The sequence below is a fragment of the Erwinia sp. HDF1-3R genome, assembly GCF_039621855.1.
Lineage (GTDB): Bacteria > Pseudomonadota > Gammaproteobacteria > Enterobacterales > Enterobacteriaceae > Erwinia.
On sequence record NZ_CP155071.1, the window covers coordinates 659,816 to 674,429 of the forward strand.

The 14,614-nt window shown below is 55.1% G+C and carries 16 protein-coding genes; 13 read left to right on the forward strand and 3 right to left on the reverse strand.

Annotation, left to right across the window (positions count from 1 at the left end):
• Positions 1-17: 17 nt before the first annotated feature.
• On the forward strand, positions 18-1,373 hold the full coding sequence (gene mpl / locus AAGR22_RS02935; protein WP_345830179.1) for a UDP-N-acetylmuramate:L-alanyl-gamma-D-glutamyl-meso-diaminopimelate ligase: 1,356 nt from the start codon (positions 18-20) through the stop codon (positions 1,371-1,373).
• 93 nt (positions 1,374-1,466) lie between these two features.
• Here the strand turns inward: mpl and yjgA are convergent, their stop codons facing one another.
• Positions 1,467-2,012: a ribosome biogenesis factor YjgA gene (gene yjgA, locus AAGR22_RS02940; RefSeq protein ID WP_067704085.1), complete on the reverse strand. Its 546-nt coding sequence runs from the start codon at positions 2,010-2,012 to the stop codon at positions 1,467-1,469.
• Positions 2,013-2,175: 163 nt separating this feature from the next.
• On the opposite strand from yjgA, the gene pmbA reads away from it, so the two are divergent.
• The 12 genes from pmbA (at position 2,176) to AAGR22_RS03000 (ending at position 13,376) form a co-directional block, all read left to right on the forward strand.
• Entirely contained in the window at positions 2,176-3,516 is a 1,341-nt protein-coding gene (pmbA, locus tag AAGR22_RS02945; RefSeq protein ID WP_345830181.1) for a metalloprotease PmbA, read from the forward strand.
• Positions 3,517-3,619: 103 nt separating this feature from the next.
• Positions 3,620-4,003: a cytochrome b562 gene (gene cybC / locus AAGR22_RS02950; protein WP_345830182.1), complete on the forward strand. Its 384-nt coding sequence runs from the start codon at positions 3,620-3,622 to the stop codon at positions 4,001-4,003.
• Positions 4,004-4,606: 603 nt separating this feature from the next.
• Positions 4,607-4,882 carry a glycine dehydrogenase gene (locus tag AAGR22_RS02955; protein WP_231877596.1) on the forward strand — a complete coding sequence of 92 codons (276 nt, stop codon included), beginning with the start codon at positions 4,607-4,609 and terminating at the stop codon, positions 4,880-4,882.
• Positions 4,883-4,992: 110 nt separating this feature from the next.
• Complete coding sequence (locus AAGR22_RS02960; RefSeq protein WP_067704073.1) at positions 4,993-5,355, forward strand: SFCGS family glycine-rich protein; 363 nt, start codon at positions 4,993-4,995, stop codon at positions 5,353-5,355.
• A 3-nt stretch (positions 5,356-5,358) separates the two neighbouring features.
• Positions 5,359-5,655: a DUF4312 family protein gene (locus tag AAGR22_RS02965; RefSeq protein WP_067704070.1), complete on the forward strand. Its 297-nt coding sequence runs from the start codon at positions 5,359-5,361 to the stop codon at positions 5,653-5,655.
• 68 nt (positions 5,656-5,723) lie between these two features.
• Positions 5,724-6,500 (forward strand): DUF4311 domain-containing protein, encoded by a 777-nt coding sequence (locus AAGR22_RS02970; RefSeq protein ID WP_067704067.1) that lies wholly within the window; start codon positions 5,724-5,726, stop codon positions 6,498-6,500.
• A gap of 13 nt (positions 6,501-6,513) precedes the next feature.
• Positions 6,514-7,158, forward strand: coding sequence for a DUF4310 family protein (locus AAGR22_RS02975; RefSeq protein WP_345830184.1), 645 nt, complete (start codon positions 6,514-6,516; stop codon positions 7,156-7,158).
• A 74-nt stretch (positions 7,159-7,232) separates the two neighbouring features.
• Complete coding sequence (locus AAGR22_RS02980; RefSeq protein WP_345830185.1) at positions 7,233-8,366, forward strand: amidohydrolase/deacetylase family metallohydrolase; 1,134 nt, start codon at positions 7,233-7,235, stop codon at positions 8,364-8,366.
• Positions 8,350-9,471: a DgaE family pyridoxal phosphate-dependent ammonia lyase gene (locus tag AAGR22_RS02985; protein WP_067704058.1), complete on the forward strand. Its 1,122-nt coding sequence runs from the start codon at positions 8,350-8,352 to the stop codon at positions 9,469-9,471. Before AAGR22_RS02980 ends, AAGR22_RS02985 begins: the two co-directional genes overlap by 17 nt.
• On the forward strand, positions 9,468-10,208 hold the full coding sequence (locus AAGR22_RS02990) for a KDGP aldolase family protein (RefSeq protein WP_345830187.1): 741 nt from the start codon (positions 9,468-9,470) through the stop codon (positions 10,206-10,208). Before AAGR22_RS02985 ends, AAGR22_RS02990 begins: the two co-directional genes overlap by 4 nt.
• Before the next feature lie 59 nt (positions 10,209-10,267).
• On the forward strand, positions 10,268-11,410 hold the full coding sequence (locus tag AAGR22_RS02995; RefSeq protein WP_345830189.1) for a lactonase family protein: 1,143 nt from the start codon (positions 10,268-10,270) through the stop codon (positions 11,408-11,410).
• Between the two features lie 55 nt (positions 11,411-11,465).
• A complete protein-coding gene (locus AAGR22_RS03000) occupies positions 11,466-13,376 on the forward strand; it encodes a PRD domain-containing protein (RefSeq protein ID WP_345830191.1) in 1,911 nt (636 codons plus the stop codon).
• A 54-nt stretch (positions 13,377-13,430) separates the two neighbouring features.
• On the opposite strand, the gene dolP is transcribed toward AAGR22_RS03000, so the two are convergent.
• Positions 13,431-14,003 (reverse strand): division/outer membrane stress-associated lipid-binding lipoprotein, encoded by a 573-nt coding sequence (gene dolP / locus AAGR22_RS03005; RefSeq protein WP_345830193.1) that lies wholly within the window; start codon positions 14,001-14,003, stop codon positions 13,431-13,433.
• Positions 14,004-14,013: 10 nt separating this feature from the next.
• The gene (diaA, locus tag AAGR22_RS03010; protein WP_067704043.1) at positions 14,014-14,604 is read right to left on the reverse strand and encodes a DnaA initiator-associating protein DiaA; all 591 of its coding nucleotides are present in this window, start codon (positions 14,602-14,604) and stop codon (positions 14,014-14,016) included.
• Between the last annotated feature and the right edge of the window lie 10 nt (positions 14,605-14,614).

Below are 14,614 nucleotides of genomic sequence, written 5' to 3' on the forward strand. Positions count from 1 at the left end.
CTGTAAACGGACCTGTTATGCGCATTCATATCCTCGGTATCTGTGGCACTTTCATGGGGGGCCTGGCGACGCTTGCCCGCGCGCTCGGGCATGAAGTGACGGGCTCAGATGCCAACGTCTATCCGCCAATGAGCACGCTTTTAGAAAAGCAAGGTATTGATTTAATTCAGGGTTATGATGTTTCCCAGCTCGATCCCGCTCCCGACCTGGTAATTATTGGCAACGCCATGACGCGGGGCAATGCCTGCGTGGAGGCGGTGCTGGAACGCAATATTCCTTACCTCTCAGGCCCGCAGTGGCTGCATGATTTTGTCCTGCGCGATCGCTGGGTGATTGCGGTGGCCGGAACGCACGGTAAAACCACCACGGCAGGCATGGCAGCGTGGATTTTACAGGCCTGCGGGCTGGAACCGGGCTTTGTTATCGGCGGCGTACCCGGAAATTTCGATGTATCCGCCACTTTAGGAAAAAGCCCATTCTTCGTCATTGAAGCGGATGAGTACGATTGCGCCTTCTTTGATAAGCGCTCTAAGTTTGTTCACTACTGTCCACGCACGCTGATTCTCAACAATCTTGAGTTCGATCACGCCGATATTTTTGACGATCTGCGCGCTATTCAGCGTCAGTTCCATCATCTGGTGCGCATCGTGCCGGGCCAGGGAAAAATCCTGCTGCCAGAGCAGGACCACAACCTGAAACAGGTAATCGCCATGGGCTGCTGGAGCGAGCAGGAGAGCCTGGGCGATGGCGGGCGATGGCGGGCTAAAAAGCGCGTGCCTGATGCCTCCCAGTGGGAAATCTGGCTGGATGGCGAATGTGTGGGGGAGGTTAACTGGGCGCTGGTCGGCGAGCATAATATGCATAATGGGCTGATGGCGGTCGCCGCCGCGCGTCACGTTGGCATCAGGCCGGAGGATGCCGGACGGGCGCTGAATGACTTTATCAATGCGCGTCGACGTCTTGAACTGCGCGGCGAAGCGAATGGCATTAAGGTCTACGATGATTTTGCTCATCACCCAACGGCCATTCTCGCGACGCTGACCGCGCTGCGCAGCAAGGTCGGCGGTACGGCACGTATTCTGGCCGTACTGGAACCCCGCTCCAACACCATGAAAATGGGGGTCAGTAAGGACGACCTGGCTCCGGCGCTGGCCCGTGCTGATGAAGTCTTCCTGCTGCAGCCGCACCATATTCCCTGGCAGGTTTCAGACGTTGCTGAGGCGTGCGTGCAGCCGGCGCACTGGAGTGCGGAGGTGGATACGCTGGTGGAAATGATCGTTAAAACCGCGCAGCCCGGCGATACCATCCTGGTGATGAGTAATGGGGGATTTGGCGGGATTCATCAGAAGCTGCTGGAAAAGCTGGCGCGCTGAATCAGCGGGCTGAACCGGAGCGACCTTTCCGGTGGGCAAAGCAGTTAAAGGGCGGAGGGGACTCCGCCCTTTTTGTATTGGCGAGCGGGCTGGTTAGCGGGACTCGGCAAGCTCGCGCAGATACTGGAAGATCTGGCGACTGGACTTTGGCGGCTTCTCAGACGCTTTCTCTTTCTGCGCGTTGCGGATCATTGAGCGCAGCTGCTGGCGATCGGCATGCGGGTAAAGCGTCAGCACGTCCGGGATCGCTTCGTCACCCTGTTCAATCAGGCGATCACGCAGCATCTCCAGCTTGTGGAAAAGCGCAACCTGCTGGTTGTGGCGATTCTTCAGCTTATCCAGCGCCAGGCGGATCGGCTCTTCGTCGCGCGAGCGCAGCATCTTGCCAATCAGCTGGATCTGGCGGCGGTAGCCCTCTTTTTTGATCTTCTTCGCCAGCTCAATGGCCGCACGAAGATCTTCATCCAGCGGGATCTTATCCAGCGAGTTTTTACTTAACTCGACCAGCTCTGAGCCCAGGCGCTTTAGCTCCTCGGCGTCACGTTTAATTTCACTTTTACTGACCCAGATAATCTCGTCGTCTTCTTCTTCTTCATTATCCGGTACATCATCGAGCCAGTCGTCGGGCTGTTTAGTCATGGGAGGCTCCCTAAAAAAGAGGCTAATGCTATCAGGTTAAGCGGCTACTGCGAAATTGTTCTCCGAGTCTGTTAGACTGAAATGAACCTTAATCACCAAAGAGTCTGGAAATCTGGCGCTTTTACGCGGTCAGAAAGCCCTCTGTTAATTATATGGTAGGTCGATGAAATTACTCTCCCAAGTTGCAGAACAGCGTAAAACCCTCGAACAGGCGGTAGCGACAGCACTCGAACTGGCGAAGGCCAGCACCGATGGGGCGGAAGTCGCCGTGACCAAAACCACCGGTATTGGCGTCAGTACGCGCTACGGTGAGGTGGAAAATGTAGAATTTAACAGCGATGGCGCCCTGGGTATCACCGTCTATCATCAGAACCGTAAAGGCAGCGCGTCATCGACCGATCTTAGCCCGGACGCGATCAAACGCACCGTGCAGGCAGCCATCGATATTGCCCGCTACACCTCGCCGGATCCTTACGCGGGCCCAGCCGATCGCGAGCTGCTGGCCTTTGATGCACCGGATCTCGATCTTTTTCACCCTTCCGATCTCGATCCGGACCGGGCGATCGAACTGGCTGCCCGCGCTGAGCAGGCGGCGCTAAAAAGCGATACGCGCATCACCAATACCGAGGGTGGCAGTTTTAACAGCCATGTCGGCATGAAGGTGTTTGGCAACAGTCACGGTATGATCCAGGGTTACAGCTCCAGCCGCCACTCGATCTCCTGTAGCGTGATAGCAGGCGCGGGCAGCGATATGGAGCGTGACTACGCCTACACCATCGGCCGCGCGATGGAGGATTTACAGTCGCCGGAGTGGGTGGGCGAAGAGTGCGCCCGTCGCACCCTGTCGCGTCTTTCACCGCGTAAGCTGTCGACCATGAAAGCCCCGGTCATTTTTGCCGCCGAAGTGGCGACCGGCCTGTTTGGCCACCTGGTGGGGGCCATCAGCGGTGGAAGCGTTTACCGTAAATCCACCTTCCTGCTGGATTCGATGGGCCAGCAGATCCTGCCTGAGTGGCTGACCATTCAGGAGCGGCCACACCTGTTGAAAGGTCTGGCTTCCACGCCGTTTGACAGCGAAGGCGTGCAGACCCGCGATCGCGACATTATTAAGGATGGCATTCTCCAGACCTGGCTGATGACCAACTATTCGGCCCGCAAACTTGGCCTTAAGAGCACCGGCCACGCGGGCGGTATTCATAACTGGCGTATTAACGGCCAGGGCGACAGCTTCGATCAGCTGCTGAAGAAGATGGGCACTGGCCTGGTGGTCACCGAATTGATGGGACAGGGCGTCAGCGGTATTACCGGCGACTATTCGCGCGGTGCGGCGGGATTCTGGGTGGAAAACGGTGAAATTCAGTATCCGGTCAGTGAAGTGACCATCGCCGGAAACCTGAAGGATATGTGGCGTAATATGGTCACCGTCGGTAGCGATATCGAAACCCGCAGCAATATTCAGTGTGGTTCCGTGCTGCTGCCAGAAATGAAAATAGCCGGGCAGTAATTTCCGGCTGCGGCAATTTCTCAGTTATTGCGTACTATTATCAGGGTGGCCTTAGGGTCACCCTTTTTGCTGTTCTCTTTAAATAAAAATAAGGAATTGAGCAATGCGTAAAAGTTTACTGGCCCTGTTAACCGTGACCCTGATGGGTTCCAGCCTCTCTGCTCTGGCGAGTCTGGAAGAGGATATGGATACGCTGAATGCGGGTCTGCGCACCGTGACCAAAACGGACGACGCGACGGAAATGAAACAGGCGCTGACCAAAATGCGGGCGGCGGCCGGTGATGCCAAAACCCAGACGCCTGATAAACTCAAAGGCCAGCCCGCCGATAGCGCACAAATGAAGGATTTCCGTGCCGGGCTGGAGACGCTAACCCGCCAGATTGATAGCAGCATTAAACTTGTTGATGCGGGCGACCTGGCGGGTGCTAAGGCGGAGGCCAAAAAATTTGCCGTCACCCGTGATGCTAATCACAAAAAATTCCGCTAAAACGGCAAGGCTCTGCGGAGCCTTTTTTAGTGGCTGTTAAAAGGGATGCTTTTTTTCGGGCCATTATTATTAATTAAATAACGCTTCTATTTTTTATTTAACCTGGCACTAAAAATAAAATTCTAAAAAATAACATTATCTCAATGGCGGAAAATGGTCTTATATTTTATATTATAGTCATTACCCCTTATCATCGTTAGCGCCTATTATTTCCATAAAAGCATCCATAATACGAGAACGATAAGTTTTTCCTCTGGATACATGCGCACCCTTCGCGCTTAACATCCTGTTTTGAATGATAATTAACGATTTTAGAAAAATTTCGAGCAGACTGTGATATTCCTCTGGCTGTTTCCACCGATCGTGCACGAATTAGCGCTTTTGCGTACTCGATCGTATTTCGGCAGCGTATTTCCACTTTGAAACGGAAAAAGTCGTTCTACACACCAGCAGGCAAGGGCGCTATTTTACGGACATCACAAATTCACCAAATTTCCTGGCCGGGAAGAAACGGAAAAAGAGGGACGTAAATTGGACAATGCAGCGGTATCGATTAATACGGCTAATGAAGATCGGGCTATTCAGGCGCTGGCGGAGAAGGTCATGGCGCAGATAGCAGATATTTTTACCGCCAAAAATATATATCCCAACCCGGTTCAGCAGCAAATGTTGACCTCACACGTGCGGGCAATGGCATTGCGTTCGATTACCGGTGAGCCGCTGCCTGAAGTAGAAGCCGATCTGTTTGAAGATATCTCCGCTACATCAATGGCACTGGCACAGCAGGTTGTTGATCTGTTCGGTAACCTGCCCGTGGAGGAAGCCTGGATGCTGTCGGTCCATTTTGAAGTGGCGAAAGAGAATACGGGTCCGGAGTGAAACTGGGGGATGACGGCGTCTTGATGGACGCCCAAACCGCTGCGTGGTCGCCACCCCGTCACGCATTTTGTAATTGATAACGACATCATTCATTGAATCAAGGAGCAGGCATGTCACAGGTAATCGTGGTCATTGGTGACCGTTTAGGTAAAGGCCAGAAAGTTGCGGCAGGCGTTGAGAAAGCGGGGGGGAAAGCTATCGTCATCCCCGGTGTCGCGGCCGATATGAAGCTGGGCGACGTAATGAAAGCGGAAGGGGCGTCCTTTGGCATCTCGTTCTGCGGCAGCGGCGGCGCAGGGTCGATCACCGCACAGAATAAACACGGCTATAAGGCAAAGTACGGGATGCGTTCCGTCGATGAAGGCGTTACCGCTATCAACGAAGGTGCCGTCGCGCTGGGTTTTGGCTTTATGGATAAAGAAGAATTGGGCGAACGTCTGGTTCAGGCATGGACAAAAAAACACGGTGGCTGACCGATGAAGGAGCAATTCACCACGACGGTAAACGTAAGCGGCAAAGGGGACAGCAAGTCCCGCGCCTTTGCTGACGCGTTAAGCCGGGTACAGAACACGCTACTTAAATCGACCAGCAAGGTACTGCTGCGTATTGAACCCCAGGATGTCAGGGTGGTCCGTGCACAGCAGAGCGTCAGAAAGGAGAAATTTTTGTTTTTCTTTCTGGCGAGAGAACGACGGAGTTACAGCGTTGAGCTGGATATTACCGTTAGCGTGACCGTCATCGACGCCGATAAGGTCGATTTCGTCACGAAATAAAGCACTGCCCCTGAGGCAGCAATAATCATGATTTAAAAACGTTGGCGCAAGCCTGAAAGGAAAGACTGATGTTTTTAATAATCTTATTTAAGTCACTCATCATCGGCGGTCTGGTTGGTGTCGGCGTAGGCGCAGGTGCTGCGCGTATGTTCCACGCCCCCACCACGCAGGGAATGGGTGCATTTCGTACACTGGGTGAACTTAACTCCTGTGAAGGCGATCCGGCCTCTCACTTCTCTTTTGGTCTGGGTTTTTTCTTTAATGCCTGGGCCTCTTCCGTGGCGGCAGGTTCCTTCACTCAGGATGTCGATCACCGCATTATCCCCCACTGGGGTGCCGCTGCGCTGATGGTGAAAAACCGTAACGTCGCTGAAACCCTCCACGATCCGAAAAAAATGGCGATTGCCTGCGGCATCATCGGCATGATCGTGGTTGCCTTCCTTAATTCAACCGCCTCCGCCGTTCCGGCTGCGCTACAGGTCACCGCCGTTAAGGTACTGGTGCCTGCTGCGAATCTGCTGGTGAATACCGTGATGCCGGTGATCTTCTGGCTGGCTGCGATTGATGCCGGTAAGAAGTCGGGATTCTGGGCCACGATTTTCGGCGGTCTTGCGCAACTGATGATGGGGAATGCCGTACCGGGTCTGGTGCTGGGCATCCTGATTGGTAAAGGCGTTGAAGAGAGCGGCTGGAATAAAGTCACTAAGGTGATGATGGCTGCCATCGTTCTGCTTTTCGTGCTCAGCGGCTTCTTCCGCGGTTTTGACATGAAAATGCTGCAATCCTTCCAGCTGGGCGTGCCGGGCTGGCTGGAAATGATCCATAACGCCATGAGCGGTAAATAAGAGGACGATGACGATGGAAGAGTCAAAAAACGGTTTCTGGTATGCAGACTGGTCCTTTCCGATTTTTGTCGGCCTGCTGTCTGCCGGAGTATTCGCCGGGACGCACATGTACTACGTCTACGGGCTGGGCGCATTCAATGAAGTCGCCTTTGTCTCCATGCTGCGGTCGGGAATGGAAACCGGCGTCTACGGCGCGGTTGCAGCCTTTGGCGCCAGCTTTCTGTTTGCCCGCATCATTGAAGGCTCACTGGTCGGTATCCTGGATATTGGCGGCGCGATTCAGACCGGCATCGGGCTGGGCGTACCGGCGCTGCTGCTGGGGGCCGGAATTATCTACCCGGTGACGAACTTTGCGGCCTCGCTGGTAACCGGACTGGTGCTTGGGGTTGCGGTGGGTTACGTGATTATTCTGGCGCGCAGGTTCACCATCAATAACAGCGACTCCACCTATGGTGCAGACGTGATGATGGGGGCAGGGAACACCTCTGGTCGCTTTCTGGGGCCGTTGATTATTCTCTCTGCGATGACGGCTTCAATACCGATTGGCTTAGGCTCGCTGCTGGGGTCGCTGCTGTTCTATATGTGGAATAAGCCCATTACCGGCGGAGCCATTCTGGGGGCGATGTTACTGGGGGCGATTTTCCCGGTAGCCCTCTGATGTCACGACGGTTTGCCTGGAATGGGCAAACCGCGTTGTGGATGCTGCGGCATCCGGTATTAAAGGAGTCAGTCATGTTTGATCTTGTTATCCGCCGTGCGCGTCTGCCCGATGGCAGCCTGACCGACATCGCCATAAGCGACGGTAAAATTGCTGCACTCGGCGAAGTGCGCGGGGAAGCGGCCACTGAGAAGGATCTTGCCGGGCAGTGCTGGCTTAGCGCGGGCTGGATCGATTCGCACGTCCATTGCTACCCTAAATCGCCCATCTATCATGATGAGGCCGATCGTATCGGCGTGGCAATGGGCGTCACCACCGTCGTGGATGCAGGCAGTACCGGCGCGGACGATATCGACGATTTTTATCAGATCACCCGCGAGGCAGATACGCGGGTTCATGCTCTGCTCAATATTGCCCGCACCGGCATCGTGACGCAAAACGAGCTGGCGGATATGAGTCAGATCGACAGGGTGGGCATTCGCGATGCCATTAAGCGGCTACCAGGTTTTATTCTCGGTATTAAGGCGCGAATGAGCAGCAGCGTGGTGGGTGCAAACGGCATTCAGCCGCTGGTGCGAGCCAAAGAGATCCAGCAGGAAAATGGCAATCTGCCGCTGATGGTGCATATCGGTAATAATCCGCCGGACCTTGACGAAATCACCGACCTGCTCGGCAGCGGCGATATCATTACTCACTGCTATAACGGTAAGCCTAACCGTATTCTGACGCCCGCCGGAGAGCTTCGCGCCTCGGTTAAACGGGCCCTGGATCGTGGGTTACGCCTGGATGTGGGGCACGGCAGCGCCAGCTTTAGCTTTGAGGTCGCCCGCGTGGCCATCGCACAGGGCATTCTGCCGCACACCATCAGTTCAGATATCTACTGCCGCAACCGCATTAACGGCCCGGTACATTCGCTGGCTCACGTAATGTCGAAATTCTTCAGTGTGGGTATGACGCTGCCGCAGATTATTGACTGTGTGACGCTTCACGCTGCCCAGGGCCTGCGTTTGCACGACAGAGGACGGCTTGAAGTGGGACTTGACGCCGACCTGACCCTTTTTGATCTCAAAGAAGAACCCTGCCTGTTTATCGACTCCGAAGGGCAGTCGGTTGCCGGTGAGAAACAGCTGATACCTCTGGCCGCCGTTGTGGGTGGCGAGTGGTTTATTACCGATGAAGGGAAAAAGCATCATGTCGTCAATTTATGAAAAATATGGCCTGAAGCAGGTCATTAACGCCTCAGGCCGCATGACCATTCTGGGCGTATCGACGCCGGGTGAAGAGGTGGTTGATACGGTCAAATACGGGCTGAATCACTACTTTGAAATGAAAGACCTGGTTAACAAGACCGGTGCGTATATCGCCGGGCTGCTCGGGGCGGAAGATGCGGTGGTGGTCTCCTGCGCGTCTGCGGGTATCGCTCAGGCCGTAGCCGGGGTGATTGTGAAGGATAACGACTGGCTGCTGGAAAACCTCCACGCCGCGCCGCTAACCGTGCCACACGATATCGTTGTCCCTAAAGGCCATAACGTGAATTACGGCGCGCCGGTCGGAACGATGGTCGCCCTGGGCGGAGGACGTCTGGTAGAAGCGGGCTACGCTAACGAGTGCTCAGCCGATCAGCTCTCCGCGGCTATCACGCCGCAGACCGCGGCCATTCTCTATATTAAATCGCACCACTGCGTACAGAAAAGCCACCTCAACGTTGAGCAGGCGGCCACGGTAGCCCGCAAACACGGTGTCCCGCTGATCGTGGATGCCGCCGCAGAAGAAGATCTTAAGTGCTACTACCAGTACGGCGCAGACCTGGTGATTTACAGCGGTGCCAAAGCGCTGGAAGGCCCTACCAGTGGCCTGGTCATGGGACGCAGGCAGCCTGTTGAGTGGGTAAAGCGGCAGTCAATGGGTATTGGTCGCGCCATGAAAGTGGGCAAAGAGGGCATTCTGGGGCTGACCCAGGCGATTGAAAGCTATCTGACCCAGGAGAAGGTCACTGGCGTGCAGATGGTTGAAAAAATGACTCCGTTTATCAGCAATCTGAACGGCCTGAATGGCATTACCGCCCGCGTGGTGTGGGACTCGGCGGGGCGCGACATTGCGCGAGCCGAGATAAAGCTGGATGAAACGGCAATAGGTTATACCACCGGCGATGTGGTGCAGGCGCTGAAAACCGGTGAAATCGCCATCTACTTCCGCGGCTATAAAGCTAACGAAAGTATTATTGAGGTCGACGTGCGCAGCGTGTCGGTCGGGCAGTTAGATACCATCTATGCATGTATTAACGCGTTGTTAGCAGGAGAGAAAAAAGCATGATGCTGAACCCTAAATTTTATCAACAGCGCGTGTGTCTCAACGTGCTGGCTGGTTCAAAAGAGAATGCCCGTGAGATCTGGCAGGCCGCTGAAGGCCATGTGCTGGTGGGCGTCCTGTCGAAAAACTATGATAGCGTAGCGAGCGCCGTTGCCGACATGCGTGAATACGCTGCGCTTATCGACAATGCGCTCTCCGTCGGCCTTGGCGCAGGCGACCCTAACCAGTCGGCGATGGTGAGCGCCATCTCCGCTGAAATTCAGCCGCAGCACGTTAATCAGGTCTTTACCGGCGTGGCAACCAGCCGTGCGCTGCTGGGGCAGAACCAAACCGTCGTAAACGGTCTGATTTCGCCTACCGGCACGCCCGGCCTGGTAAAAATCTCTACCGGCCCGCTGAGCTCAAGGGCAGCTGATGCCATTGTGCCGGTGGCAACCGCTATTGCTATGCTGAAAGATATGGGTGGCAGTTCGGTGAAGTATTTCCCAATGGGCGGTCTGAAAGCTATTGATGAGTTCACCGCCGTGGCGAAGGCCTGTGCGGAGCAGGACTTCTGGCTTGAGCCAACCGGCGGAATCGATCTGGAAAACTATGAGGCGATTCTGCGAATTGCGCTGGATGCTGGCGTAAGCAAAATCATCCCGCATATCTACAGCTCCATCATTGATAAAGCCTCGGGTAATACGCGCCCTGCCGATGTCAGTGCGCTGCTGGCAATGACCAAAAAATGGGTTAAATAAGCCCGCCCGACCAGCCTCAGACCGAGGCTGGTCGGCCTCTTTTCTGAATGAGGATCACCATGCGCAACGGCCCGTTAATTACCGTCCTCTCATTATCCCTGATGGCCGCCACTTCGCTGGCGGCCCATGCACAGTATGCTTATGTCGGTACTTATAATCCCAACGGTGAGGGCGTCTACCGCTTCCAGGTTAGCCCGCACGATGGCTCACTGAGTGATAAAACCCTGGTAAGTCATCAGGCAAATGCGGCGCAGCTTACCCTTGATGCCAAAGGGAAAACGCTCTACGTTGCCAGTGAGAGCGAGAAAGGGACGGTGGCTGCCTATACCATCAATGGGGATGGCAGCCTGACAAAGCTGAATGAGGTCAGTTCGCAGGGGGCCGGACCGGTATACCTTTCTCTGACCCCGGACGGGAGGTATTTGCTGGTTGCTAACTACGTTAGTGGGAGTAAAGCGGTGCTGCCGGTGCAGGCCGATGGCCGCCTGGGAGAAGCCAGCGATACGCAGCAGGACAGTGGGCCAGCCGGTGCCAGCCACCCAGCGGCGGCGGTCGAAGGGAGTTTTGCGGCAAGCGACCATAACGGCCCGCATGCGCATATGATCGCCAGCGATCCCAGCCGAAAATTTGTCTTCTCGACCGATTTGGGGCTGGATCGCATCTATCAGTATCGCCTGAACAACGCGGGCCAGCTACAGGCTAATACGCCCGCATGGATCCCGGCATCTTCTGCGGGCGCAGGCCCACGGCATTTCGTTTTCCAACCGGACGGCAGCGCGCTGTATCTGATCAATGAAGAGGCTTCAACGTTAACTCGCTATCGGCTTAACGCGAAAACCGGCGTCCTGACTGAGGGGGCTACGGTTTCTGCATTGCCCGACGGCTATAAAGGCACCAGCTTTGCCGCCGGGCTGGTCATTGATAAAGCGGGTAAGAATCTCTACGTGGCGAACCGGCTGCACAATAGCATTGCGCATTTTGCTATTGGATCCAGTGGTGCGCTGAGCCATAAAGATGACGTCTGGACGCGAGGTGACTACACGCGCACCCTTACGCTCTCTCACGATGGTAAGACGCTTTACGCCATCAATCAGCGCAGCGATAACATCACGCGCTTCCGGGTGGATAGCAGCGGCGCGCTCTCTTTTACCCAGGACTATACGGCCGTTGGCGCACCCTCACAGCTGGTGCTCACGCCTTAGCATTTTGTAACCCGAGTCGGACGCGCTGACCGGCTCAATAAAGACGGGAGAAATCGTGAGATTTCCTAACCAACGCCTTGCTCAGCTGTATGACCTGCTCCAAAACGAGACGTTGCCTCAGGATGAACTGGCACGCCGCTTCAACGTTTCGACGCGCACCGTGCGCACCGATGTGACAGCCCTCAACGGGATGCTGGTGGATCACGGCGCGCGCTTTGTACTGAATCGCGGAGAAGGCTATCAGCTTAAGATCGACGATGCCGTCCGCTATAGCCTGCTACAGCAGCAGTCTCCTTCCCATCTGCGGGTTCCGCGTACCTCTGCCGCACGGGTACACTACCTGCTGACCCGTTTTCTCACCTCTGCTTTCTCCCTTAAGCTGGAGGACCTGGCGGACGAATGGTTTGTCAGCCGCGCCACGCTACAGAGCGATATGGCTGAGGTAAGAGAGTGGCTGGGACGCTACAAACTGTCGGTTGAAACCAAGCCGCGCTATGGAATGAAGCTGTTCGGCAGTGAAGTGGCGATTCGCACCTGTCTGACCGATTTGCTCTACCAGATTGCGCTGGAAGACAGCGATAACCCGCTGCTCAATATCGAGGCGCTGAACAGCGGTATTCTCGACCAGCTACAGCCTTTATTACAGCAGTGCTTCAGCCGCTTCCATATTCGTATGACTGACGACAGCGAGTTTTATCTGCGCCTCTACTGTGCGGTAGCGGTAAGGCGCATCAGCGAAGGTCACCCGCTCTCTGACTTTAGCGCGGAAGATGTGGATGAAGACGTACGGGATGCGGCCCGCCACATCGTCAACCTGCTGCGGCCTGTTACCGGCAAGGATATCTCGCCCTCCGAGGAGGCTTATCTGCGGGTGAACATTGCCGCAAGGCGAATTGAGGAGATTGCTCCCAGCGCCATCAGCCCGGACGATGGCGAATCGCTGGTTAACTACATTCTTAGCTATATCAATACCCAGTACAATTTCAATCTGCAAAACGATCCACAGCTTCGTGCAGACCTGCTGACGCATATCAAAACGATGATTACGCGGATGCGCTACCAGATTAATATTCCTAATCCGCTGCTGACCAATATCAAGCAGCACTACCCGCTGGCGTACGACGTGACGCTGGCGGCGGTATCAAGCTGGGGGAAATACACCCCCTATGTGATTAGCGAAAACGAGATTGGCTTTCTGGTTCTGCATATCGGCGTGGGGCTGGAACGGCATTACAACGTGGGCTATCAGCGGCATCCGCAGGTTTTGCTGGTATGCGATACGGGTAACTCCACCGTGCGGATGATCCAGGCCATGCTGATGCGGAAATATCCGCAGATCGTGGTCAGTAATATTGTTTCGCTTCGACAATATGAGCAGCAGGGTAGCGTTGAGGAGGATTTTGTTATCTCCACAGCCCGCCTGAGCGAAAAGGACAAGCCCGTCGTGGTGATGTCGCCTTTTCCCACCGACTATCAGCTGGAGCAGATTGGCAAGCTGGTGCTGGTCGATCGCACCCGGCCTTATATGCTGGAGAAGTTTTTTGATGCCAGCCACTTCCGCATCATCGACAGACCCATGACCCAGTCCGAACTGTTCCGATCGCTTTGCGATCAGCTGGAACAGGAAGGCGTGGTGGATGCAGCGTTCTTCCCCTCGGTGGAGGAGCGTGAGGCCATCGTCAGCACCATGCTGGGCGAGGGGATCGCCCTGCCGCACGCGTTAGGATTGTTAGCCAAGAAAACGGTGGTTTACACCGTGCTGGCTCCGCAGGGAATTAGCTGGGGGGATGAAACGGCCTGCGTCATTTTTCTGCTGGCGATCAGCAAGACGGAATATGAAGAGGCGATGGCCATATACGATCTGTTTGTGACGTTTATGCGCGAAAGGGCGATGGTGCGGCTGCGGGACAGCACGGATTTCGACAGTTTCAAGGCGGTGGCAATGGACTGTTTGAGTCGGTTATAAAGCGCAGCGGCAGCGTGGCCGCCCGTGTAAAACGCTACACGGGCGGCTGTCAGGCTATTTAAGAATTGTAAAAGCCGTCGTGACGTGTTTCACGCCGCCAACGCGGCTGGCAATATCTGCTGCCGCTTTGGCTTCACTCTCTGTTACCAGACCCAGCAGGAAAACTTCGCCATTTTCGGTGGTCACCTTAACGTTAGAAGACTTCACCTGATCGCTCGACAGCAGCTGCGAACGCACTTTGGTGGTTATCCACGTATCCGAAGAGGCGGTGCCGAAGGTGGCTTTATCGCCGGTACGGATCTCGTTATAGACCTCCGTTGCGCCATCTACGCCCATGGCGATCTGTTTGGCCCGGCTGGCAACGTCAGCAGTGGGTGCCTGCCCGCTGAGGAGAACCTTGCCCTGGTATGCGGTAGCGGAAATATGCGCATCGTTTTTGATCTGCTGATCTTTGGACAGCGCGTTGCTTACGCGCAACTCTAAGGTGCCGTCATCCACCTGGGTGCCCACGGTGCGGGGATCGGTTGCGGTTTTAGTTGCAACCGCTGCGCTGCCTACTACGGCGGCCACGCAGCCCTGAAGCATCAGCGCGGTAAGAATAACGGCAAGTGCAGAGAATGCCTTCATTTAAGCTCCTTTAAACGTCCTGCTGGGGAAAAAGCGTGTTATCGATTAAATCACACAGGCAATTTACGGTTAACATATGCATTTCCTGGATCCTCGCGCTTCTGTGCGAGGGAATACGAATTTCTACATCCTGTGGCCCCAGTAACCCGGCCAGCTCGCCGCCGTCATAGCCGGTAAGCGCCACTATTGTCATATCCCGCGTTACGGCGGCCTCTACGGCTTTCACAATATCACGGCCGTTGCCGCGCGTTGAAATAGCCAGCAGGATATCGCCAGTGTGGCCCAACGCCCGAACCTGCTTGGCGTAAACTTCATCGTGCAGACGATCGTTACCGATAGCCGTCAGCAGGATATTATCAGCACTGAGTGCAATCGCAGGCAGGCTTGGACGTTCGGTTTCAAAACGGTTAATCATGCTGGCGGCAAAGTGCTGGGCGTTTGCGCTTGAGGTGCCATTGCCGCAGCTCAAAATTTTGTTGCCATTTAACAGCGACTGAACGATAGCCATAGCCGCGTGGGAGATCGCATCCGGCAGCGCTTCTGCTGCAGCAATCTGTGTTTGAATACTCTCGGTAAAACAGACTTTTATTCTTTCCAGCACTTCTTTCACC